Source organism: Rhodococcus sp. P4_C10, assembly GCF_056402135.1.
Genome location: NZ_JBFUHZ010000030.1, coordinates 1 through 23595, shown reverse-complemented (window position 1 = coordinate 23595; position 23595 = coordinate 1). Strand labels below are relative to the sequence as shown.

Annotated in this window: 18 protein-coding genes and 2 pseudogenes; 11 read left to right on the top strand and 9 right to left on the bottom strand. The window is 70.0% G+C overall.

All coding sequences use genetic code 11. The features are described 5' to 3' along the window. Nucleotides 1-9: 9 nt before the first annotated feature. On the bottom strand, nt 10-1059 hold the full coding sequence (locus AC1DWC_RS18955; protein WP_477910479.1) for an alpha/beta hydrolase: 1050 nt from the start codon (nt 1057-1059) through the stop codon (nt 10-12). Between the two features lie 27 nt (nt 1060-1086). Beyond that, complete coding sequence (locus AC1DWC_RS18950) at nt 1087-2289, bottom strand: alpha/beta hydrolase (RefSeq protein ID WP_477910477.1); 1203 nt, start codon at nt 2287-2289, stop codon at nt 1087-1089. Between the two features lie 191 nt (nt 2290-2480). On the opposite strand from AC1DWC_RS18950, the gene dnaE reads away from it, so the two are divergent. Continuing rightward, on the top strand, nt 2481-6020 hold the full coding sequence (dnaE, locus tag AC1DWC_RS18945; protein WP_477910475.1) for a DNA polymerase III subunit alpha: 3540 nt from the start codon (nt 2481-2483) through the stop codon (nt 6018-6020). 57 nt (nt 6021-6077) lie between these two features. Here dnaE and AC1DWC_RS18940 read toward each other — a convergent pair whose 3' ends face one another. Further along, complete coding sequence (locus tag AC1DWC_RS18940; RefSeq protein ID WP_477910473.1) at nt 6078-6320, bottom strand: hypothetical protein; 243 nt, start codon at nt 6318-6320, stop codon at nt 6078-6080. A 111-nt stretch (nt 6321-6431) separates the two neighbouring features. Here AC1DWC_RS18940 and AC1DWC_RS18935 point away from each other — a divergent pair, with 111 nt between their 5' ends. The 7 genes and pseudogenes from AC1DWC_RS18935 (at nt 6432) to gabT (ending at nt 10689) form a co-directional block, all read left to right on the top strand. Continuing rightward, entirely contained in the window at nt 6432-6866 is a 435-nt protein-coding gene (locus tag AC1DWC_RS18935; RefSeq protein ID WP_477910471.1) for a nitroreductase family deazaflavin-dependent oxidoreductase, read from the top strand. A gap of 63 nt (nt 6867-6929) precedes the next feature. Then, a pseudogene (locus AC1DWC_RS18930) lies at nt 6930-7277 on the top strand (thiamine pyrophosphate-binding protein); the annotation flags it as partial. Between the two features lie 2 nt (nt 7278-7279). Then, nucleotides 7280-7369: pseudogene (locus tag AC1DWC_RS18925) on the top strand (hypothetical protein); the annotation flags it as partial. A 60-nt stretch (nt 7370-7429) separates the two neighbouring features. Next, entirely contained in the window at nt 7430-7648 is a 219-nt protein-coding gene (locus AC1DWC_RS18920; protein WP_477910519.1) for a hypothetical protein, read from the top strand. A 4-nt stretch (nt 7649-7652) separates the two neighbouring features. After that, nucleotides 7653-9002, top strand: a complete 1350-nt coding sequence (ilvA, locus tag AC1DWC_RS18915; protein WP_477844620.1) for a threonine ammonia-lyase IlvA — start codon at nt 7653-7655, stop codon at nt 9000-9002. A 21-nt stretch (nt 9003-9023) separates the two neighbouring features. Continuing rightward, complete coding sequence (locus AC1DWC_RS18910) at nt 9024-9335, top strand: DUF6191 domain-containing protein (protein ID WP_477910469.1); 312 nt, start codon at nt 9024-9026, stop codon at nt 9333-9335. Nucleotides 9336-9348: 13 nt separating this feature from the next. Beyond that, complete coding sequence (gene gabT / locus AC1DWC_RS18905) at nt 9349-10689, top strand: 4-aminobutyrate--2-oxoglutarate transaminase (protein ID WP_477910467.1); 1341 nt, start codon at nt 9349-9351, stop codon at nt 10687-10689. Nucleotides 10690-10804: 115 nt separating this feature from the next. On the opposite strand, the gene AC1DWC_RS18900 is transcribed toward gabT, so the two are convergent. Further along, complete coding sequence (locus AC1DWC_RS18900) at nt 10805-11359, bottom strand: TetR/AcrR family transcriptional regulator (protein WP_477910465.1); 555 nt, start codon at nt 11357-11359, stop codon at nt 10805-10807. 120 nt (nt 11360-11479) lie between these two features. On the opposite strand from AC1DWC_RS18900, the gene AC1DWC_RS18895 reads away from it, so the two are divergent. Then, nucleotides 11480-13006, top strand: coding sequence for an MFS transporter (locus tag AC1DWC_RS18895; protein ID WP_477910463.1), 1527 nt, complete (start codon nt 11480-11482; stop codon nt 13004-13006). Here the strand turns inward: AC1DWC_RS18895 and treZ are convergent. Beyond that, complete coding sequence (gene treZ, locus AC1DWC_RS18890; protein ID WP_477910511.1) at nt 13003-14781, bottom strand: malto-oligosyltrehalose trehalohydrolase; 1779 nt, start codon at nt 14779-14781, stop codon at nt 13003-13005. The two genes, AC1DWC_RS18895 and treZ, sit on opposite strands and share 4 nt — an antisense overlap. Before the next feature lie 176 nt (nt 14782-14957). On the opposite strand from treZ, the gene AC1DWC_RS18885 reads away from it, so the two are divergent. Both AC1DWC_RS18885 and AC1DWC_RS18880 read left to right on the top strand, forming a co-directional pair. Beyond that, entirely contained in the window at nt 14958-15407 is a 450-nt protein-coding gene (locus AC1DWC_RS18885; protein ID WP_477910461.1) for an FAS1-like dehydratase domain-containing protein, read from the top strand. Continuing rightward, nucleotides 15404-15832: a MaoC/PaaZ C-terminal domain-containing protein gene (locus AC1DWC_RS18880; RefSeq protein WP_477910459.1), complete on the top strand. Its 429-nt coding sequence runs from the start codon at nt 15404-15406 to the stop codon at nt 15830-15832. The genes AC1DWC_RS18885 and AC1DWC_RS18880 overlap by 4 nt, the downstream gene beginning before the upstream one ends. 77 nt (nt 15833-15909) lie before the next feature. Here the strand turns inward: AC1DWC_RS18880 and AC1DWC_RS18875 are convergent, their stop codons facing one another. From AC1DWC_RS18875 to AC1DWC_RS18860, 4 genes are all read right to left on the bottom strand, one after another. After that, nucleotides 15910-16725: a mycofactocin-coupled SDR family oxidoreductase gene (locus AC1DWC_RS18875; RefSeq protein ID WP_072846237.1), complete on the bottom strand. Its 816-nt coding sequence runs from the start codon at nt 16723-16725 to the stop codon at nt 15910-15912. Nucleotides 16726-16835: 110 nt separating this feature from the next. Further along, a complete protein-coding gene (treY, locus tag AC1DWC_RS18870) occupies nt 16836-19184 on the bottom strand; it encodes a malto-oligosyltrehalose synthase (protein WP_477910457.1) in 2349 nt (782 codons plus the stop codon). Beyond that, complete coding sequence (gene glgX / locus AC1DWC_RS18865; RefSeq protein ID WP_477910455.1) at nt 19181-21301, bottom strand: glycogen debranching protein GlgX; 2121 nt, start codon at nt 21299-21301, stop codon at nt 19181-19183. The genes treY and glgX overlap by 4 nt, the downstream gene beginning before the upstream one ends. Before the next feature lie 163 nt (nt 21302-21464). Next, complete coding sequence (locus tag AC1DWC_RS18860; RefSeq protein ID WP_477910453.1) at nt 21465-23423, bottom strand: Ig-like domain repeat protein; 1959 nt, start codon at nt 23421-23423, stop codon at nt 21465-21467. Nucleotides 23424-23595 lie beyond the last annotated feature (172 nt).

Below are 23595 nucleotides of genomic sequence, written 5' to 3'. Positions count from 1 at the left end.
CCCGCGCGGTCAGTCCTGTTCGGTGTGCTTGCGCAGGAACTCGACGGTCAGCTCCAACGCCCGCCTGCTGTCCTCGTTGTCCAGCTTGAACTGGTACTCGTGGCCGAGCGCCGGCTTGTGGTCGCGCGGGTAGAAGACCGTGGTGACGTCCACCCCGAGCCCGCGCAGTGTCTCGGCGAGCGGCACCGACTGGGTGTCGGTGAGCGGGTCGGCGTTGCCTCCGCTGACGTAGGCCGGCGGGAACTGGTCGGTCACGTGCCGGATCGTGGACATCTGCGCCACGGCGGCGGAGCCGCGCAGGTGCTTGGTGCCGATGTACGACCACGCCAACTGGTCCATCGCGCGGGCGAGGATTCCCGGCCCGCCGACCACCTTCGACATGTCGTAGACACCGCAGTTGAGCACGACGCCGCGCAGCTGGTCGGGGCGCAGCGCGGGGGTGATGCCGACCTCGCGGGCGTAGTCGGGGTTGGTGATCAGCGCCGCGAGCTGGCTCGAGAGCTGGGCCCCGGCCGAGTCGCCCGCCAGCACGATCCGCGTCGGGTCCACGTGCAGCCGTTCGGCGTTCGCGACCAGGTAGGCGTGCGCGTCGTTGAGCTGGCGTACGGGGGTGGGATAGGTCTGGTCCGGGCCGAGTGAGTAGTCGAGCGAGACCACGGTGAAGCCGGCGGCCGCGAGCAGCCGGTAGTAGGGCGCGAAGTCGGTCTTGTGGCAGGAGATCCAGCCGCCGCCGTGGGTCCAGACCACCGTCGGCAGCGGGCCGTCGGCCGACTCGGGGAAGTAGACGTCGAGTCGGGCATCGGGGTCACCGACCCGGTACGGCTGGTCCAGGGCACGGGCAATCCCGGACGGCTCGTGCGCGCCGAGCGCCTTGGTGACGCGGGCCGCGTCCAACTCGAAGGCCCAGCGCACCGCCTTGGTGACCGGCCGCGGGGTGCTGCGGGCGACCAGCACGCCCGCCGCCGCGGTCACCGCCGGGACGGCGAGCCCGAACAACGCGAGCCGCCGCCATCGCGCACGGGCGCGCGGCGCCCTCGAGTTCTCGCCGACATCGGTCATGGTGGTTCCTTCCGTCTGTGCGCGGTGTCACGCCGTACGGCGGCCGCACGGACAGTCTCGCAGCTCGGTCGTACCCGGGGACGCTGTGGACACCGACGCGGTCGGCGGGCTTCTTGCCGCCGATCCCACGCTGTTCGCAACCTGCCAGGGAACCACAGCTAGGGCGCGGTGTGCGCCTTCAGGAACTCGACGGTCCACTCGAGCGCGCGCGTGCCGTCCTCGTTGTCCAGATCGAACTGGTACTCGTGCGGCAGCGACGGCTCGTGGTCGGGCCGGGTAGAACACCGTGGTGACGTCGACGCCGAGACCGCCCAGCTTCTCGGCCAGCGGCTTGGACTGCTTGTCGGTCAGCGGGTCGCCGTTTCCGCCGGCGATGTACGCGGGCGGGAACCGGTCGGACACGTGGTTCAGCGTCGACATCTGCTGCACGGCGGTCGAGTCCGCGAAGTCCTTGGTCCCGGTGTACGCCCAGATCGACTCGTCGGCTCCCCAGCCGACGATGCCAGAACCGCCGACCATCCGGTTCACGTCGTAGATGCCGCAGTTGAGCACCACGCCGCGCAGCTGCTCCGGCCGTAGCGACGGGGTGATGCCGAGGTCGCGGGCGTAGTCCGGGTTGGTAACCAGGGTGGCGAGCTGGCTCGACAGCTGCGCTCCCGCGGAGTCCCCGGCCAGCACGATCCGGCTCGGGTCGACGTGCAGCCGCTCTGCGTTGGCGACCACGTAGGCGTGCGCGTCGTTGAGCTGGTTCACCGCGGTCGGGTAGGTGTGCCCCGGTCCGAGCGAGTAGCCGAGCGAGATCACCGTGAAGCCCTGCGAGGCGATCAGCTCGTAGTACGTGGCGTAGTTGCTCTTGTCGCCGGAGACCCAGGCGCCGCCGTGGGTCCAGATCACGGTGGGCAGCGCGTCGGCGGTGCCGGCGACCCGGTCGGGGTAGTAGACGTCCAGGAAGGCGTCCGAGTCGCCGCCGCGGTACTGCTGGTCGGTGAGCGAGTCGACACCGCCGGGTGCGTGCTTCTCGAGCGCGGTGGTCACCTCCGCCGCGCCGCGGTCGAACACGAAGCGCACCGCGAGGGTGCCGGGCCAGGGGTTGACGGCAACGGCCAGCGCGGTCGCAGCGACCAGCGCGACGGGGACGCCCAACACCCAGGGCCACCGCCGCCCGCGGCGTCGCGGCGGCGGTTCGGGGCTGGTCGTCGCGGTCGCGTCGGTGGTCTCCGGGGTGGCCATGCGGCCAGTATCGCCTGCCGGGTTGTCGTGGCCGCGCCGCACCACGCCGAGGGTTGGCTCACACCGCGGCGCGGGGGAGATGGAGCTGTCGGGGTGACCGCCTACACTCAGAGCGCTTCCAGTCATTCCCCGGTCGCACCTGGTCTGGCACGTACGAACATCGAAGGCGACCCGAGCACGGAGAGGCGCGCGTGGCTGACTCGTTCGTTCACCTGCACAATCACACCGAGTACTCGATGCTCGACGGCGCGGCGAAGGTCGCGCCGTTGTTCAAGGAGGCTCAGCGGCTCGGGATGACCGCGGTCGGCATGACCGACCACGGCAACATGTTCGGGGCGAGCGAGTTCTACAACGAGGCCAAGAAGCACGACATCACCCCGATCATCGGGATCGAGGCGTACATCGCGCCGGAGTCGCGGTTCAACACCAAGCGTGTCCTGTGGGGCGACCGCAGCCAGAAGTCGGACGACGTCTCCGGTAGCGGCGCCTACACCCACATGACGATGGTCGCGGAGAACGCGACCGGCGTCCGGAACCTGTTCAAGCTGTCCTCGCGGGCCTCGATCGAGGGCCAGCTCGGCAAGTGGGCCCGGATGGACGAGGAGATCATCGCCGAGCACCACGAGGGGATCATCGCCACCACCGGCTGCCCCTCCGGCGAGGTGCAGACCCGGCTGCGCCTGGGCCACGACCGCGAGGCACTCGAGGCCGCCGCCAAGTGGCAGGAGATCTGGGGCAAGGACAACTTCTTCCTGGAACTGATGGACCACGGGCTGTCCATCGAGCGCCGGGTCCGCGAGGGTCTGCTGCACATCGGCAAGCAGTTGGGCATCCCTCCGCTGGCGACCAACGACTGCCACTACGTCACCAAGGACGCCGCGGAGAACCACGAGGCGCTGCTGTGCATCCAGACCGGTAAGACGCTCAGCGATCCCACCCGGTTCAAGTTCGACGGCGACGGTTACTACCTCAAGTCTGCCGAGGAGATGCGCGCGATCTGGGACGACGAGGTGCCCGGTGCCTGCGACTCGACCCTGCTGATCGCCGAGCGCATCCAGCCCTACGACGACGTGTGGAAGCACCGCGACCGGATGCCGATCTTCCCGGTACCGGAGGGCGAGACCCAGGCCAGCTGGCTGCGCAAGGAGGTGCTCGAAGGCCTCGACCGCCGCTTCCCGGGTGGCCCGCCGCAGGAGTACCTGGACCGGGCCGACTACGAGATCGACGTCATCAACGAGATGGGCTTCCCGGCCTACTTCCTGGTGGTCGGCGACCTCATCAACCACGCCAAGGAGGTCGGGATCCGTGTCGGCCCCGGCCGTGGCAGTGCCGCCGGTTCGCTGGTCGCCTACGCCATGGGCATCACCAACATCGACCCGATCCCGTACGGGCTGCTGTTCGAGCGGTTCCTCAACCCCGAGCGCGTCTCGATGCCGGACATCGACATCGACTTCGACGATCGACGCCGCGGCGAGATGGTCCGCTACGCCACGGAGAAGTGGGGCAGCGACCGCGTCGCGCAGGTCATCACGTTCGGCACCATCAAGACGAAGGCCGCGATCAAGGACTCGGCCCGCGTCCAGTTCGGCCAGCCGGGGTTCGCCATCGCGGACCAGATCACCAAGGCGCTGCCGCCGCCGATCATGGCCAAGGACATCTCGGTGTCCGGCATCACCGACCCGGAGCACGAGCGCTACAAGGAGGCCGTCGAGGTCCGGGCGCTGATCGACTCCAACCCGGACATCGCGAAGATCTACCAGACCGCCAAGGGCCTCGAGGGCCTGATCCGCAACGCGGGCGTGCACGCCTGCGCGGTGATCATGTCCTCCGAGCCGCTGACCGACGCGATCCCGGTCTGGAAGCGCGCGCAGGACGGCGCCATCATCACCGGCTGGGACTACCCGTCGTGTGAGGACATCGGCCTGCTCAAGATGGACTTCCTGGGCCTGCGGAACCTCACGGTGATCGGCGACGCGCTCGAGAACATCAAGGCGAACCGGGGCATCGACCTGGACCTGGACTCGCTGCCGATGGACGACCCGGCCACCTACGAGCTGCTCTCGCGCGGGGACACGCTCGGCGTGTTCCAGCTCGACGGCGGCGGCATGCGGGAGCTGCTGAAGCTGATGCAGCCGACCGGCTTCGGCGACATCGTCGCCGCCCTCGCGCTGTACCGTCCCGGCCCGATGGGCATGAACGCGCACACCTCCTACGCCAAGCGGAAGAACAACCTGGAGGAAGTCAGCCCGATCCACCCCGAGCTGGAGGAACCCCTCAGGGAGATCCTCTCGGAGACGTACGGCCTGATCATCTATCAGGAGCAGATCATGCAGCTGGCCCAGAAGGTGGCCGGCTACTCGCTCGGACGAGCAGACATCCTGCGCCGCGCCATGGGCAAGAAGAAGCAGTCGGTGCTCGAGGCCGAGTTCGAGGGCTTCGAGGCGGGCATGCTGGAAAACGGGTTCGGCGCCAAGGCAATCAAGGCGCTGTGGGACACCGTGCTCCCGTTCGCCGGTTACGCGTTCAACAAGTCGCACTCCGCCGGGTACGGACTCGTCTCCTACTGGACCGCCTACCTCAAGGCCAACTACCCGGCCGAGTACATGGCCGGCCTGCTCACCTCGGTCGGCGACGACAAGGACAAGTCCGCGATCTACCTCGCGGACTGCCGGAAGATGGGCATCACCGTCATGCCGCCGGATGTCAACGAGTCCGCGGTCAACTTCGCCTCCGTGGGCAGTGACATCCGCTTCGGCATGGGCGCGGTGCGCAACGTGGGTGCCAACGTGGTGGCCTCGATCATCAAGGCGCGCAACGAGAAGTCGAAGTACACCGACTTCTCCGACTACCTCAACAAGATCGACGTGATCGCCTGCAACAAGAAGGTCACCGAGTCCCTGATCAAGTCCGGTGCGTTCGACTCGCTCGGGCACCCGCGCAAGGGCCTGTTCCTGGTCCACACCGACGCCATCGACTCGGTGCTGGGCACCAAGAAGGCCGAGGCGGTCGGTCAGTTCGACCTGTTCGGGGATGCCGGCGGCGGGGACGAGTCACTGTCCTCGGTGTTCGCGATCAAGGTCCCGGACGAGGAGTGGGACACCAAGCACCGCCTGGCGTTGGAGCGGGAGATGTTGGGGCTCTACGTCTCCGGGCACCCGCTCAACGGGGTCGAGCACATCCTGCGGCAGCAGTCCGACACCTCGATCGCCTCGATTCTCGAGGGCGAGGTCAAGGACGGCGCGCAGGTGACCATCGGCGGCATCGTCGCCTCGGTGGACCGACGGGTGAACAAGAAGGGCCAGCTGTGGTGCATCATCCAGCTGGAGGACCTCATCGGCGGCATCGAGGTGCTGTTCTTCCCGCAGGCGTACGCGGTGTACGGCATGGACATCGCCGAGGACTCCATCGTGCTGGTCAAGGCGCGGGTGTCGATCCGGGACGACCGGATGTCGTTGATCGGCAACGACCTCGCGGTGCCGGACCTGTCGGCGGTCGGCGTGGCGAAGCCGGTCGCGGTGAGCCTGCCGACGCGGCTGTGCACCCCCGAGAAGGTGGGGGCGCTCAAGCAGGTGCTGACCCGCCACCCGGGCACCTCGGACGTCCACCTGCGGCTGATCAGTGGGGACCGGATCACCATGCTCAAGCTGGACGACAGCCTGCGGGTGGAGCCGTCGTCCGCACTGATGGGCGACCTGAAGGCGCTGCTCGGTTCGAACTGCCTGACGGTCTGACAGCCTGAGGGGCTGAGGGGCTGAGGGGCTGAGGGGCCGGGCCGGGGCTGGCGGGTGTCAGTCCCGGACGCGGGCCCAGTAGGCCCGACGGACCCACCACGCGGTCACCGTCGCGGCGGCGGCCGCGAGGACGGCAGGCTGCAGGGTTGCCGTCGTCGCCAGGATCACCACGAACACCAGCACGCCGACCGCCAGGGCCTCGAGCTTGTAGAGCGGCCAGGCGGTGCCGGCCAGGTCGACGGTGTGCGCGCTGCGCGGCGCGCCGGAGCGCGGCGCGAGCATGCGGTCGACGGTGGTCATGGGATCAGGCTACGTGGAATCTCGAGTTCGGGTCAACGAACTTTTCAGTTCGAGTTGCGAATCTCACGTGTCGCACTGCGTCGACGAGGGCGCGGGTGTTGACTGGACCGCATGCCTCTCACCGGTGAGTACGAACCCAGTCCGAGCGAATGGGCCGCCGACCAGGTCGATCTCTACGAACGCTCCGGCGGTACGGAGGGGACGGAGATGCAGGGCAAGCCCGTCGTCATCCTCACGACCAAGGGCGCCAAGTCCGGCAAGCTCCGCAAGAGCCCGCTGATGCGGGTCGAGCACGACGGCGAGTACGCCGTCGTGGCCTCGCTCGGCGGCGCGCCGACGCACCCGGTCTGGTACCACAACGTGGTCGCGGACCCGCACGTGGAACTGCAGGACGGCCCGGTCAAGAAGGACATGAGTGCACGTGAGGTCACCGGCGACGAGAAGGCGGTGTGGTGGGAGCGCGCCGTCGCGGCGTGGCCCGACTACGCGGAGTACCAGAAGAAGACCGATCGCCAGATCCCGGTCTTCGTGCTCACCCCGCAGTAAGGCCGTTCTCCGCAGTTGGCCAGTTCCACCGGCACCCGAGTTTGTGCCGGCGCAGAGGTTGTCATGGCGCGGAAGACGGTCGCTGACCAGTTGGTCGAGCAGCTCGTGGCCGCCGGCGTGCGGCGGATCTACGGCATCGTCGGTGACGGCCTCAACCCGATCGTCGACGCGGTGCGCCGCACCGGCGGGTCCGGGGCGGGCGGCATCGACTGGATCCACGTCCGGCACGAGGAGGCGGCCGCCTTCGCGGACGCGCAGCTCACCGGGGAGCTCGCGGTGTGTGCCGGTTCCTGCGGTCCCGGCAACCTGCACCTGCCAAACGGGCTCTACGACGCGAATCGGTCGGGGGCGCCCGTGCTGGCGATCGCCTCGCACATCCCCAGCACCCAGATCGGCACCGAGTACTTCCGACGGTGGGCTGGCGATGCTGCGTACCGCCCGTCGACTACGCCGCTGTCGCGCGGGCACTGGGGATCTTCTCCGTGCGGGTCGAGGAGCCGGGAGCCGTCGAGACCGGGCTTCGGGCGGCGCGGGACCACCCGGGCCCGGCGCTGGTGGACGTGTTGACCGACCCGCCGGCGCTCTCGCTCCCGCCGACCATCACCGGCGGCCAGGTCAAGGGTTTCGCGCTCGCGATGTCGTGGATGGTGATGAACGGCGGGGTGGGCGAGGCGGTGCGGATGGCGAAGTCGAATCTGCGGAACATTCCGCGCCCGTCACAGTTCGATCCGCGTGCTCGAGCGGGGCGGGTACGCGGCCCGGGCGGCGAAGTGGCAGCATAATTGGGTGTCCAACTCGCCCGAACTCGCTGACCTGAAGGCCGCGCCGCTCGACGCGCGCGAAATCGACGCCGCCGCCAAGCGAATTTCCGGCGTGGTGGAAGCCACGCCGCTGCAGCTGAGCCCGCGACTGTCGGAGCTCATCGGAGCCAAGGTGTACCTCAAGCGCGAGGACCTGCAGGTGGTGCGCTCGTTCAAGCTGCGCGGCGCCTACAACCTGATCGTCCAGCTGGACGCGGAGGAACGCGCCGCCGGTGTGGTCTGCGCCAGCGCCGGAAACCACGCGCAGGGCGTCGCGTACGCCTGCCGGACGATGGGCATCCGCGGCCGTATCTACGTGCCGGCCAACACCCCCCGGCAGAAGCGGGACCGGATCCGCGCGCACGGCGGCGAGTTCGTCGAACTGATCGCGATCGGGGACACCTACGACGCGGCCGCGGCCGCGGCGGACGAGGACGTGCGGAGCACCGGTGCGACGCTCGTGCCGCCGTTCGACGACCCCCGCACGGCGGCGGGCCAGGGCACCATCGCCGCGGAGATCCTCGAGCAGCTCGGCACCGAGCTCGGCACGGTGATCGTGCCGGTGGGCGGCGGCGGCCTCATCGCCGGAATCGCCACCTACCTGCACGAGCGGTCCCCGCACACCGCGATCGTCGGTGTCGAGCCGAGCGGTGCGGCGTCGATGACCGCGGCACTGGTCGCGGGCGCACCGGTCACCCTGCCCGAGATCGACCCCTTCGTCGACGGCACGGCCGTCCGGCGGATCGGGAACCTGCCGTTCCAGGTGATGTCGGCCCTCGGCGCGGGTGTGGTCTCGCACGGGTCGCTGCCGCTGGTGGCGCAGCCGCGCTCCGGGGTGCCGGGCGAGGGCACGTTCGCGATGATCCACACCGACGAGGGCGCGGTCTGCACATCGATGCTCGAGCTCTACCAGAACGAGGGCATCATCGCCGAGCCGTCGGGTGCGCTGTCGGTGGCGGCGTTGCGCCACGTCAACGTCGAGCCGGGTTCGACCGTCGTGTGCCTGATCTCGGGTGGCAACAACGACGTCTCGCGCTACGGCGAGATCCTCGAGCGGTCCCTGGTCCACCTCGGGCTCAAGCACTACTTCCTCGTGGACTTCCCGCAGGAGCCGGGCGCGCTGCGCAGGTTCCTCGACGAGGTGCTCGGCCCGGACGACGACATCACCCTGTTCGAGTACGTCAAGCGCAACAACCGGGAAACCGGCGAGGCGCTGGTCGGAATCCAACTCGGCGCGGCGTCGGGGCTGCCGTCGCTGCTCGAGCGGATGGCGGACTCGCGCATGCACGTCGAGCAGCTCGAGCCGGGTTCGCCGGCGTACCGCTACCTGACCTAGCGGGCACTAGACTCGGCTGTCATGGGCGCGCTGTTCGCGATGACGATCCCGGGGCTGGTGGTCCTGCTGGTCGCGCTCGCCTTCGCGGAGACCCTGTGGAACCGGATGACCGGCGGCCGGGCGCTGCCCTGGACCCGGCGGCGCGGCGGCGCGACGGTCGCGGCAACGGGTTTCGAAGAGGTCACCGCCCTGTTCCAGGGTTCCAAGCTGCACGAGTTCGAGCAGCGGCAGAGCGCGCTGATGCACCGCGAGGATGCGGGCGACGCGGCGCCGCCGCGGGTGCGCGTCGACATCGACGCGAACACGGTGGTGTTGCGCGGCGGGAACGGCTGATCCGGGCGGCGCGATGACGGAACTCCGGTACCGACTGCCGCAGCGGCGCGAACTGGTCAGCGAGATTCCGGGTCCGCGGTCGCGAGCCCTCGACGTGCGGCGGCGGGCGGCGGTGGCGGCAGGGGTCGGGTCCAGCGTTCCGGTGTACGCCGCCGACGCGGACGGCGCCGTGGTGGTCGACGTGGACGGCAACTCACTCCTCGACCTGGGCGCGGGCATTGCGGTCACAAGCGTCGGCGCCTCCAATTCCGCGGTCGCGCAGGCGGTCTCGGAACAGGTCGCGCACTTCGCGCACACCTGCTTCATGGTCACCCCGTACGAGGGCTACGTGCGGGTCGCCGAGGAACTGGCGGCGCTGACCCCGGGCGAGCACGAGAAGCGGTCGGTGCTGTTCAACTCCGGCGCCGAGGCGGTGGAGAACGCGGTCAAGGTGGCGAGGCTCGCCACCGGCCGCGCCGCCGTCGTCGCGTTCGATCACGCCTACCACGGGCGGACCAACCTGACGATGGCGTTGACCGCGAAGTCGATGCCGTACAAGGCGCATTTCGGTCCGTTCGCCCCGGAGATCTACCGGATGCCGATGTCCTACCCGTTCCGCGACGAGCCCGGGCTCACCGGCGAGCGGGCCGCGCGCCGGGTGATCAGCCGGATCGACAAGCAGATCGGCGCCGACAGCGTGGCCGCGATCGTCCTCGAGCCCATTCAGGGGGAGGGCGGGTTCATCGTTCCCGCACCGGGATTCCTGCCGGCACTGGCGCAGTGGGCACAGGCCAACGGCGTGGTGTTCGTCGCCGACGAGGTGCAGACCGGGTTTGCCCGCACCGGCAGGTGGTTCGCCAGCGAGCACGAGGACGTGGTGCCCGACATCGTCACCATGGCCAAGGGGATCGCGGGTGGCCTGCCGCTGGCCGCGATCACCGGCCGGGCCGACCTGCTCGACGCGGTGCACCCCGGCGGGCTCGGCGGCACCTACGGGGGCAACCCGGTTGCCTGCGCCGCGGCCCTGGCCGCGATCGACTTCATGCGGACGCATGACCTGCCGGCGCGGGCCCGCCGCATCGAGGCGATCGCGCTGCCCAGGCTGCGTGCGCTCGCCGCCGAGTGCGACGCGGTCGGCGACGTCCGCGGTCGCGGCGCGATGCTGGCGATGGAATTCGTCGAACCCGGTGGCGCCGAGCCGGATCCGAAGCTCACCAGGGCGGTCGCGGCCAGGGCACTCGACCAGGGCGTCATCCTGCTCACCTGCGGCACCTACGGCAACGTGATCCGGCTGCTGCCGCCGCTGGTGATCGGTGACGACCTGCTCGGTGATGCGCTCGACGTGCTCGAGGCGGTCGTCCGCGCGCTGGCCTGACAGCCGAACGCCCCGCAGCCCGGGKGCGGGCTGCGGGGCATCGGGTGCTGCGGGGTGTCAGTTGGTGGTGAGGGCGAAGCCGCTGCCGACGATGCTCCGAGTCGATCTAGTCGATCTAGTCGGTCGCCCTGCGCCCGAGCAGCCGGTCCACGACCTTCCGGTGCAGCTCCGGGTCGGGCTGAGGGAGGCCCATCAGGGCGGCGAGGTAGATGCCGTCGCCGGCGAGGCGGACGATCTCGGCCTGGACCGGGTCGTCGATCTCGGCGCGCAGGCCGTCGTCCCAGGCCCGCATCATCTCGATGACGGCCTGCTGGATCTCGCCCGGCTGGCCGTCGACGCTGCGCAGTGCCGCGATGGTGGACTGGAACAGGGCCAGTTCGTTGGTGCTGCTCGCGTCCATCGTCTGCAGGTACCACTCGGCCACCGAGCGGCCGGACTCGGCGAGTTGCTGGTCGGACCGCTCGCCGAGGCGCCGGACCATGCCCGCTATCAGGGCGTCCTTGCTGCGGAAGTGGTAGAGCAGTCCGCCCTTGGAGACGCCGGCCGCGGCCGCGACCGCCTCGAGGGTGATGTGCGACAACCCGCGGTCGAGCAGCAACTTCTCGAGCGCGTCGAGGATGCGGTCGCGGGTGCTGGGCGCGGCGGGGTCGATGGTTCCTGTCACGAACATCACTGTACCGGCCGGACGGTTCACTGTTAATCTGGATGGGCAACTGTACCGGCTGGACGGTTTAGTCCATCCGGGTCGCGGTGGCCGTATCAATCGCTACGACATCCACTGGGAGAAATCGTGTCTGTCCGCACGGACAACCGCCTGCAGGAGAGCCCGCTCGAAGTGCGGGCGACCGCGCGCGACTGGGTCGGCCTCGTCGTGCTCGCGTTCGCCGTGCTGTTGATCTCGGTCGACGCGACGGTCCTCGACCTGGCGTTGCCGTTCATCAGCGCCGACCTCGCGCCGACCGGCAACGAACTGCTCTGGATCATCGACGTCTACTCCTTCGTGCTCGCCGGCCTGCTCATCACCATGGGCACCCTCGGCGACCGGGTCGGGCGCCGTCGCCTGCTGCTGATCGGCGCCGCCGGATTCGGCATCGCCTCGCTCATCGCCGCCTGGTCGGCGAGCCCCGAGATGCTGATCGCGGCGCGGGTGCTGCAGGGCATCTCCGGCGCCACCCTGATGCCGGCAACACTCGGCCTGATCCGCACCATGTTCGTCAACCCGCGTCAGCGCACCACCGCGATCGCGGTGTGGGGCGCGATGGCCAGCGGTGGCGCGGCGGCCGGCCCGCTGGTGGGCGGCTGGCTGCTCGAGCACTTCTGGTGGGGTTCGGTGTTCCTGGTGAACATCCCGGTGATGCTGGCGCTGATCGTGTTGGGGCCGATCGTGATCCCCGAGTCGAAGGACCCGAACCCGGGCCGGTTCGACCTGCCCAGCGCCGGCCTGTCGATCCTGACCCTGGTGCCGCTGGTCTACGCGGTCAAGGAGACGGTGGTGCACGGGCCGAGCGTGACCTACGCGGTGGCCGCTCTGGTGGGCCTGGCGTCCGGATTCGCCTTCGTGCATCGTCAGCGGGTCCTCTCGGACCCGATGGTGGACCTGAGCCTGTTTGCGCGGCCCGCGTTCTCGACGGCGGTGCTGACCAATCTGCTGTCGATCTTCGCGATGGCGGGTGTGCTGTTCTTCGGCTCGCAGTACCTGCAGCTGGTACTCGGCAACTCGCCGCTGCAGGCCGGGCTGCTGATGCTGCCCGGAACCGCGATGAGCATGGTGTTCGCGCTGTTGGCGGCGTGGTTCGTCCGGCGCTGGCAGCCGGGCACGGTGCTCACCGTCGGCCTGATGATGTCCGCGCTCGGCGCCGCGATCCTGACGTTCCTCCGGGTCGACGGCGGTGCCGGAATGTTCGTGGTCGGCTTCATGCTGGCCGGGGCCGGTGTCGGCATGGCGTTGACGCTCACTTCCGACCTGGTGGTCGGCGCGGTGGAACCGGAACGGGCGGGTGCCGCCTCGGCGGTGTCCGAGACCGCGTACGAGCTGGGTGTCGCGCTGGGCGTGGCGGTCCTGGGCAGCGTCGTGATGGCGATCTACCGGCGCGGACTCGACGTTTCCGCGCTGAGCGCGGAGGCCGGCGCCGCCGCCCACGACACCCTCGGCGGTGCGGTGGCCTACGCGCAGTCGGCCCCGGCCGAGATCGGCACGCAGGTCCTCGATGCCGCGCAGTCGGCGTTCGTCGACGGCATGCACGTGGCGGCGTTGGCGACCGCCGTGGTGCTGCTCGCCAACGCGGTGCTGGTGTTCCGGATGATGCGCTCGCGCTAGCCCGCGTCAGCTTCACGGACGCGGCCCGCGTCAGCTTCACGGACGCGACCCGCGTCGAGGATCGCGAAGGAGTGCCCCGGGAGTACGGTCGCCGCGCCGGTCTCGTCCTGGCTGGGCGGCTCCCACCACACCAGTGGGCGGCCGCCGACCGGGACGGTCACCGGTTCCGGGCCGAGGTTGCACGCCACCCGGAGGCCGCCGCGGTGCAGCACGATCCAGCGCCGCTCCTCGTCGTAGTCGACGGCCAGGTGCTCGAGCCACGGGTCGGTGAGCTCGGTGCGCCGGGCGCGTAGGTCGATGAGCTTGCGGTAGCAGTCGAGCAGCGCCGCGTGCGGCGGGCGGCCCAGTTCGTTCCAGTCCAGCTTGGACCTCAGGAACGTCTGCGGGTCCTGCGGGTCGGGGATGTCGGCGCTGTCCCAGCCGTGGTCGGCGAACTCGCCGGCGCGGCCGAGCGCGGTGGCCCGGGCCAGTTCCGGCTCGGGGTGCGAGGTGAAGAACTGGAACGGGCTGCTCGCGCCCCACTCCTCGCCCATGAACAGCATCGGCGTGTACGGCGACCCGAGGATCAGCGCCGCCTTGACGGCCAGCTGGCCGGGGGAGAGGTAGTGCCCGGGGCGGTCGCCGGTGGCGCGGTTGCCGATCTGGTCGTGGGTGCAGGTGTACGCGAGCAGCGCGCTGGCCGGCGTGCGGCGCACGTCGAGGGGGCGGCCGTGCAGGCGACCGCGGAAGCTGGAGTAGGTGCCGGCGTGGAAGAAGCCCTGCCGCAACGTGTTCGCCAGGCCCTGCAGCGAACCGAAGTCGCCGTAGTAGCCCTGCCGTTCACCGGAGACGGCGGCGTGCACGGCATGGTGGATGTCGTCGTTCCACTGCGCGTCGAGGCCGTAGCCGCCCGCGGAGCGGGACGTGACGAGGGTGGGGTCGTTGAGGTCGCTCTCCGCGATCAGGGTCAGTGGTCGTCGCAGATGCGTTGACAGGGTGTGGGTTTCGACGGCGAGCTGCTCGAGCAGGTGCGTGGCGGTGCGGTCCTCGAGCGCATGCACGGCGTCGAGCCGGAGGCCGTCGAGGTGGAACTCGTGCATCCAGCGCAGGGCGTTGTCGACGATGTACCGGCGGACCTCGTCCGACGACGGCCCGGCGAGGTTCACCGAACGGCCCCACGGGGTCGCGGTGTCCGACAGGTACGGACCGAAGCGGTCGAGGTAGTTGCCGGACGGTCCGAGGTGGTTGTAGACGACGTCGAGGAGGACGCCGAGGCCGCGGCGGTGACAGGCGTCCACCAGGCGCTGCAGGCCGTCCGGGCCGCCGTAGGCCTCGTGTACCGCGTACCAGAGGACGCCGTCGTACCCCCAGTTGTGCTCGCCGTTGAAGGCGTTGACGGGCATCAGTTCCACGAAGCCGACGCCGAGTTCGACGAGGTGGTCCAGGCGTCGCGCCGCGGCGTCGAAGGTGCCCTCCGGGGTGAAGGTGCCGACGTGGAGTTCGTAGACGACGTTGCCGGCGAGCTGGCGGCCGGTCCAGCCCCCGTCTGTCCACGCCCCGGGGTCGAGGGTGTGCAGCTGCGACGGCGCGTGTACGCCGTCGGGTTGGCGCGGCGAACGTGGGTCGGGCAGGACGGTCTCGGAGTCGTCGAGGACGAAGCCGTACCGGCTGTCCTGGTCGGCCGGGAGGGCGGTTCGCCACCAGCCGTCGGCGTCGCGCGACATGGGATGCAGCGTGCCGTCCAGGTGCAGCCCGACCCGTCGCGGGAGGGGCGCCCAGACCTCGAAGTTGTGCACGGAAGCCATGTCTCCAGCATGCCTGACGCGTGGTGCGGGTGCCGGGCTGGAGCTGGCGTGCGTCGCCTCGGCACCGCGACGATCGCGTCGCGACAGGGGTGTCGACGCCGGTCCGTCACCCGGGCAATCCGCCGGAACGGCCGGTCGGCGACTGGACGGTCGGTAGGGTGTCGCGGGTGCCACTGAATCCAAACCTGCAGGGTCGTGTCTTCCCGGCGACCGCCCCGTACCTCGTCGGCCGGGAGAAGATCCGCGAGTTCGCCCGCGCGGTCTCCGCCACCAGCCCGACCAATGTCGACGTCGACGCGGCCCGCGCCGCCGGTCACGCCGACCTCGTCGCGCCGCCGACCTTCACCGTGGTGATCCAGGAGCGGGCCCTGGCCCAGCTGGTCGCGGCGCCCAACACCGGGCTGGATCCCACCCGCGTGGTGCACGCCACCGAGAAGGCGGTCTTCAGCCGGCCGATCGTGGCGGGGGACGAGCTCACCGCCGTGCTGACCATCACCTCGGTCACCGAGCGGGCCGGCAACGCGATCCTCGGCATCGACAGCGACATCCGTGACAGCGCGGGCAGTCACGTCGCGACCATCACCTCCACCATTCTCACCCGAGGAGACGACGCATGACCGCCCCGACTCTCGGCACACTCACCCCCGGCGACGTCGTCGCGAAGGCCGCCCACACACTGACCCGGGACACGCTGGTGCGGTACGCGGGCGCCTCCGGCGACTTCAACCCGATCCACTACCGCGACGACATCGCCGCGGAGGCCGGCCTGCCCGGCGTGCTCGCGCACGGCATGCTCACCACCGGGCTGGGTCTGCAGTGTGTGGTCGACTGGCTCGGCGACTCGGCGAAGATCGTCAGCTACGAGACCAGGTTCACCCGCCCCGTCGTCGTGGACCCGAAGACCGGCGCGAACATCGAGATCAGCGCCAAGGTCGGACGTGTCGACCCCGACGCCGGCACCGCCCGGATCGACCTCTCCGTGACCTGCGCGGGACAGACCGTGCTGGGCAAGACCCAGGTGCTCGTCGCGCTCGGCCGGTAGGTTCGAAAGCCGGCTCTGCAAACGACGGCGGGCGCGCACCGGATACCGGTGTGCGCCCGCCGTCGTGACGACTGGGGTCAGCGCGCGGCGTTGCCCAGGTCGATCGGCATGTTGATGCCGGTGATGTGGTGCGCCTCGTCGGAGGACAGGAAGGCGACCACGTTCGCGACGTCCTCGGGCTCGCTGAAGCCGTAGGGCAGCGACGCCATGAACGTCGGGGCGAGGGTGTCGGCGAACTGGCCCATCAGCGGGACCACGTCGGTCATGATCATGCCGGTGTTGACGCCGTACGGGTGCACGCTGTTGACGCGGATCTTGTGCATGCCCAGCTCGTTGGCCATGGTCCGGGTCAGGCCCGCGACGCCGGCCTTGCTGGCCACGTAGTGGCCGAAGAAGGACGCGCCCGTGAGCGCGGAGACCGAGCTGGTGATGACGATGGACCCGCCCTCGCCCTGCTCGATCAGCTTCGGGATGGCGGCCTTGCAGGTGAAGAAGACGCCGGTCAGGTTGACGTCGATGGTCTCGCGCCACTGCTCCGGGGTGATCTCCCAGGACAGGTTGGCCGAGCAGATGCCCGCGTTCGCGACCACGTAGTCGAGCCGGCCGAAGGCCTCGACGCCGGCGTCCAGTGCGGCGGAGACGGCGTCGAAGTCGCGCACGTCGGCCTTGGTGGCGACGATCTTGCGGCCCTGCTCCTCGACCAGGCGGACCGTCTCGGCCAGGTCTTCCTCGGTGGCGCCCTCGTAGGCGGTGGAGTCGAGCTTCTTGCACACGTCGAGGGCGATGATGTCCGCGCCCTCCGAGGCGAACTTGACCGCCTCGGCCCGGCCCTGACCGCGCGCCGCGCCGGTGATGAATGCGACCTTGCCTTCGAACCTGTCGTTCGATGCCATTGTGTGTGCCTCCGTGCAGCTCGTGTCCGTTGGGTGTGGCCCAAGCTACCGAACGTCGGACTGGGGCCGCGGGATGTTCTCGCTGGGTGGACAGTTGTCCGGATCGGTGGTCAGTCGCGAACCAGCAGGGCCACCGGAAGGCCCAGTTCGGCCGCCGACAGGCTCCCGCTGTAGGGGACCTCGGTGAGCCGGTCCACCCAGGTTCCAGGCGGCAGCGTGATGGTGGTCCCGCGCCAGCCGCCACCCGGCCGGGTGGCGCCGTGCCGGGTGGCGAGCACGAGCACGTCGGGCGCCAGACCCGGTGCCCCACGGGTGAACCCGACGAGGTGTGCGGCGAGCGGCCCCACCGCACGTGCCGGGTGGTAGTCGCCGCCGACGAAGCTGTCCGGCCGTTCGCGGCGCAGGCGCAGGGCGGTCCGGGTCACCCACAGCTTGGTCTGGTCGGCGCCGATGTCGGACCCGCTCACGCCGCCGGGCGGCGTGGCCGCGAGCACGCCGGCCGCCCGTACCCGAGCCACGTAGTCCACCGGCCGCCGGTTGTCGGGATCGACCAGCGAGTCGTCGTGGAACTCGGACCCCTGGTACACGTCGGGGACACCGGGACCGCACAGCTGCAACAGTTTCTGTCCCAGGGCGTCGGCGCGGCCGTGGACGGCCAGTTCGCGGACCAGCACGCTCATCGAGTTCGCGACGGGGCCGTCGAAGACCCGCTCGAGCCAGGCGTGCACCCGTCGCTCGTAGTGCTCGTCGACGCGGTCCCACGCGGTGTTCACGGCGGCCTCCCGCAGCGCCTTCTCGGCGTAGCCGTGGATCCGGGTCCGCAGGCCGGTCGTGACCGCACCGTCCTCCGGCCACACGCCGAAGAGGTTCTGCCACAGGAAGAGCCCGGCGTCCTCGGGGCTGGGTGCGCGGCCCTCCCAGTCCGCGACGCACCGCGCCCACAGCTGCGGGACCTGCGAGAGCACCCCGATCCGGGCGCGCACGTCCTCGCCGCGCTTGGTGTCGTGGGTGGACAGGGTGGTCATGGCCGCGGGCCACCGCCGCGCCCGCTCGGCCTGCGCCAGGTGGAACTCGGCCGTCGAGACCGCGAAGCGGGCCGGGTCGCCGCCGACCTCCTGCAGTGACACCAGGCGGGCGGCGCGGTAGAACAGACGGTCCTCGACGGCCTTCGCCGTTGCCGCGCCGCACAGTTGGGCGAACCTGCCGGGGGCCTCGGTGGAGCGCAGCAGTTCGCCGCAGATCCGGTCGAGGGCGGGGGCGAGTTCGGGGCGCGCCCGGGCGACCTCGGCGACCACCCGCCCCAGCATTCCGGACGAGCCCGGGTAGTCGGCTCGGTAGACCGGAACCGCCGCAACAAGTTCGACGAGTGACTCTGTCACCGTCGTGTCTGTCGGCCCCGCGCAGAGGACCCGCACCAGCCGGCCGACCTCGGCGCGCAGCGCGGTGCCGAGCACCTCCCGCTTCAGCGCCCGCTCCTGCGCGTGCAGCCAGGAGGCGTCGCCGGCCTGCCCGGTGCGGGCCAGGGTCAGCGCGGTCAGTCCCGGCTCGCCGCGGGGGTCGACGAACACGCCGCCGAGCTCGCGCAGCGCGTCGTAGCCGGTGGTCCCGTCGACCGGGAGCGCCGGGTCCAGGGTCTCGGCCGGGCCGAGGACCTTCTCCACCACCAGGTAGCGGTCGGGCCCGAGCAGGGCGCGCAACCGCGCGAGATAGCCGACCGGATCGGTGAGGCCGTCCGGGTGGTCGACCCGCAAGCCGTCGATCAGGTCGTCCGCCACCCACGACCGGATTTCGGCGTGGGTGGCCTCGAAGACCTCCGGGTCCTCCTGGCGCACCGCGGCCAGTTCGCTGACGGTGAAGAACCGGCGGTATCCGCAGCGGCCGGACCGCCAGTCGACCAGGCGGTAGTGCTGGCGGTCGTGCACCTGCCTGCCGGTGCCCGCGTCGGTGCCGTCGGCGACCGGGAAGCGCTGCCCGCCGACGGCCAGCAGCGGCTCCGGGCCGGACCATTCGACCGTGGCGCCGTCGAGTTCGTCCTCGTCGCCGAGCACCGGCAGCACCAGCCGGCCCTCGCCTGCGTCCCAGTCGATGTCGAAGTAGCGCGCGTACCGGGACGCCCGCCCGTGCCTCAGCACGTCCCACCACCAGGCGTTCTGCCGCGGGTGGCCGACGCCCATGTGATTGGGGACGATGTCGACGACCAGGCCCATGCCGCGGGCCCGGACGGCGGCGGAGAGTGCCTCGAGCGCGCCGCGCCCGCCGAGCGCGGCGGACACCGAGGTGGGGTCGACGACGTCGTACCCGTGTGTGGAGCCCGCGACGGCGGTGAGGACGGGGGACAGGTAGAGATGCGAGACGCCGAGATCGTCGAAGTAGCCCACCAACTCGCGCGCGTCGTCGAGGGTGAAGCGGTCCGGTCGCAGTTGGAGCCGGTAGGTCGAGGTGACAGGCCGCACGCTCATGCCCGCCGGCGCAGGACGGCCAGCGACCGGGACGGCAGCTTCAACGACGAGCCGGCGCCGAGCACCGTCTCGGACGCCCCGGTCGGGCTGGCGGTGTCCAGGGCCACCACCCAGTGGGCCTCGGCGCCGTCGTCGGGGGTGGTGAACTCGATCTCCTCGTCGTGGGCATTGAAGCACAGCAGGAACGAGTCGTCGACGACCCGCTCGCCGCGCTGGTTCGGCTCCGGGATGCCCTCGCCGTTGAGGAACACGGCCAGCGACTTGCCGAATCCGCTGTCCCAGTCCGCGGGGGTCATCTCGACGCCCGCCGGCGTCAGCCACGCGATGTCACGTGCCTGTCCGCCGGTCCGGATCGGCAGGCCCTCGAAGAACCGGCGGCGCCGGAAAACCGGGTGCGCGGTGCGCAGCGCGACCGCCCGGCGGGTGAACTCGACCAGGTCCGAATTCGTCTCAGCCAGTGACCAGTCCATCCACGACAGCGGCGAGTCCTGGCAGTACACGTTGTTGTTGCCGCGCTGGGTCCGGCCCATCTCGTCGCCGTGGGTGAGCATCGGGGTGCCCTGGCTCAGCATCAGGGTGGCCAGCAGGTTGCGGCGCTGGCGGGCACGCAGTTCCAGGATCTGCGGGTCGTCGGTGGGGCCTTCCGCTCCGCAGTTCCAGGACCGGTTGTGGCTCTCGCCGTCCTGATTGCCCTCGCCGTTGGCCTCGTTGTGTTTCTCGTTGTAGGACACCAGGTCCGCGAGGGTGAAGCCGTCGTGCGCGGTGACGAAGTTGATGGACGCGCCGGGGCGTCGGCCGGTGGCCTCGTACAGGTCCGAGGACCCGGTCAGCCGGGACGCGAACTCGCCCAACGTCGCCGGCTGGCCGCGCCAGTAGTCGCGGACGGTGTCGCGGTACTTGCCGTTCCACTCCGTCCACAGCCCCGGGAAGTTGCCGACCTGGTAGCCGCCCTCGCCGATGTCCCAGGGCTCGGCGATGAGCTTGACCTGGCTGACCACCGGGTCCTGCTGGACCAGGTCGAAGAACGCGGACAGTCGGTCGACGTCGTGCAGTTCACGGGCCAGGGTGGACGCGAGGTCGAAGCGGAAGCCGTCGACGTGCATCTCGATCACCCAGTAGCGCAACGAGTCCATGATCAGCTGCAGGGTGTGCGGGTGCCGGGCGTTGAGGCTGTTGCCGGTCCCGGTGTAGTCCATGTACACCGACTTGTCGTCGTCGACGAGCCGGTAGTACGCGGCGTTGTCGATGCCCCGGAAGTTGATTGTCGGGCCGAGGTGGTTGCCCTCGGCGGTGTGGTTGTAGACCACGTCGAGGATCACCTCGATGCCGGCCTGGTGGAAGGTACGGACCATGGCCTTGAACTCGGAGACGGTCGCGCCGGGCTTGGCCGCGGACGCGTACTCGGCGTGCGGCGCGAGGAACCCGAAACTGTTGTATCCCCAGTAGTTCCGCAATCCCTGGTCGAGCAGTACCTGGTCCTGGAGGAACTGGTGCACCGGCATCAGCTCGATCGCGGTGACGCCGAGACTGCGCAGGTGGTCGACGATCACCGGATGTGCGAGCCCCGCGTAGGTGCCGCGCAGTTCCGCCGGGACCCCGGGGTGGGTGGCGGTCATGCCCTTCACGTGCGCCTCGTAGATCACCGTCTCGTGGTACGGCCGTCTCGGCGGATGGTCCGACGCCCAGTCGAAGAACGGGTTGATCACCACCGTGGTCATGGTGTGGCCGAGGGTGTCCGCACCGAACGTGTGCAGCGATGCGTCGCCGGCGAAGTGGCCGTCGAAGGCCTTGCCGTAGGGGTCGAGGAGCAGCTTGGCGGGGTCGCACCGGTGTCCGTCAGCCGGCTCGAACGGTCCGTGCACGCGGTACCCGTACCGCTGTCCGGGGGTGACCGAGGGGAGGTATGCGTGCCAGACGAAGCCGTCCACCTCCTCGAGCGGCACCCGGGTCTCGGTGCCGTCCTTGGCGATCAGGCACAGCTCCACCGCGTCGGCGACCTCGGAGAACAGCGAGAAGTTGGTGCCGGCGCCGTCGTAGGTGGCGCCGAGCGGATATGCGGCCCCCGGCCACACCGCCACCCCGGCGCCCGGGGCGCGTTCACTCTCGGGCTGTGCCATGGCTCGACCCTAGCGGCCCCTGTTCACCCGCGCGTACATCGTCACCGCCGCGGTGGGCGAGGCAGTCGGCGGGCCTACGCGCCGGTCTGGCGTGACCGTCGAGTTCGGCGCCGGTGTAGGCGTCCGGCAGGTCGGTCGGCCTGCCGGCGCGCCCTTCCACAGGTCAGGAGCCGAAGCGGCCCTCCAAGCTGCCCATTCCGCCGGGCGTACCCGGGTCGACCGTGCCGGGAACGGTCAGCGTCTGCGGCGCCGACGCCGAGTCGACGAAGCCGTTCCCCGCAACGAACTCCGCCGTCACGCTGAACGTGCCCGAGGCCGCGAACGTGGTAGCCAGCGTCGCGGACCCGTTCGACACCGTCACGGGACCGCCGAGCGGGGTGTCGCCGAGCTTGAACTGGACCGTGCCGTTGGCGTTGGCCGGGTCGACCTTGGCGCGCAGGGTGACCGGGGCGCCCTTCTCGACGGTGCCGACGGGGTCGAGCGTGGTGGTGGTCTGGACGTCGGTCGGGGGTGCGACGGTGACGTCGACCTGGAATGCGGGGGCGACCGAGGTCTCGGTGCCGGTGGTGCCGGAGTAGCGGGCGATCACGCTGTGGGCGCCGGCGGTGGTGAACTTGTACGGTGCGGCCGCGACACCGTCGGTGCCGACCGTGCCGGTGACCTTGTCACCGTCGTCGACGGTGAACTCGACGGTGCCGCCCTGTACTGCGGGGCTCACCTGTGCGTGCAGGTTCACCTCCTGGTCGACGAACGCCTTGTCTGGGCTCGTCATTGCCACGGTGGTGACGATGGCGTCGGTGCTCACGTTGACGGCCTTGACCTCGGAGGTGGAGCCGAGGAAGCCCGGCGAGCCGGAGAACACCGCGATGATCGCGTGCGCGCCGTCGGTGCCGAAGGTGTGGGTGATCGAGGCCGTGCCGTCCGTGACCTCGACCGGTTCGCCGAGAGGCGTTGTGCCGTCGAGGAACTGGACGGTTCCCCCCTGCGCGGCCGGGTCGATGTTCGCAGTCAGGGTCGCCTCGGTGCCGTTCTTGACCGAGTCGGGAGCCGCGACGGTGGTGGTGGTCTCGGCGTCCGGGGTCGTGGTGTCGATCTGGTAGACCGCGAGAACCGCCTTGTGGTCGGTCGGCCACGAGGTCGGCGAGGCGATGAAGTTGTCCTGGCTGGTCTCGGTCACTCGCTGGTTGCGCACGATGGTCGACCGAGGCCCGACGATGCCGGCCTCGGCCAACTGCAGCTTCGAGGCGCTGTCGGTGAAGATGTAGTCGATGCGGTCGCGCTCGTCGGCGGCCGGTGCCCAGGTGATCTGCGACGGTGACTTGGCCGGGTTGTCCGAGGGCCAGGTGAAGCCGGGATGGGTCACCGGGTTCGGGTACTTGCTGCGGTAGGCGTCGACGAAACCGGCCTGTTCGAGGCGTCGCGTCGATTCCCACGGAATGACGACACCGTTGTGGTCGAACAGGGTCTTGGCTGCGTCGGTCCAGTCCAGGTGGGACGGTTCGTTGAAGTCTCCACCCAGGATGATCGAACGTCCCTTGGCCTGCTCCAGCGCCGCATCGTTGATGAAGTTCGTGATGGCTTGGGGTCGACCGGAATTGATGTTGACGCGCTGGACCGTTGTGACATCGGTGACGGGCGCCGGCATCTTGTTCCAGCCGTACTGGGAGAACTCGCCCGAATCACTGCCCGGCCCGTACCCTCGGGGGAGGTAGGTGGCGTAGTACTTGTAGTTCAAATGCGCTGCATACGTGGCAATTTGAGTGTCGTCGACGGTGATGACGGTCTTGGTCACCCAGCCCAGGCTGGAGGACTCGGAGATCGGGAACTGCGAGAGGATTCCGCAGTCGGACGCGGTCGCCGCATGGAACTTTGTGCCGGCGTTGGTCAGCCTGGTCGCCACCGAGTTTGTTGCACTGCTGTTCGACTCCGTGAGGATCACCACGTTTGCGCGCGTGGCGGTGACGATGTCCGCGACCATGCTCAAGCCGCCCGACACACTCGTTCCGTTGAGCCAGGTGTTGATCGAGAGCACACGGATCTCCGTGCCGGGGGCGGCCCCTGCGACGCGCGCGCCGGTGCCCAGTGTCACTGCGCCCGCCGTGACCGCCATGGCCTTGAACATCTGTCGGCGTGTGAAACCATTCATCTTCAAACCAGCTTCCATCGTTTGCGCGAGAGTTATGGGGGCACGGGGCCGCCTTCACGGTCAGTGTCGGAGGTGCTGCGGACGGGAAGCCGGCGCCCGGGTGATGGCCAGCTGCCGCAGTTGTGCAGAGGGCGCCGTCGGCCTGGGC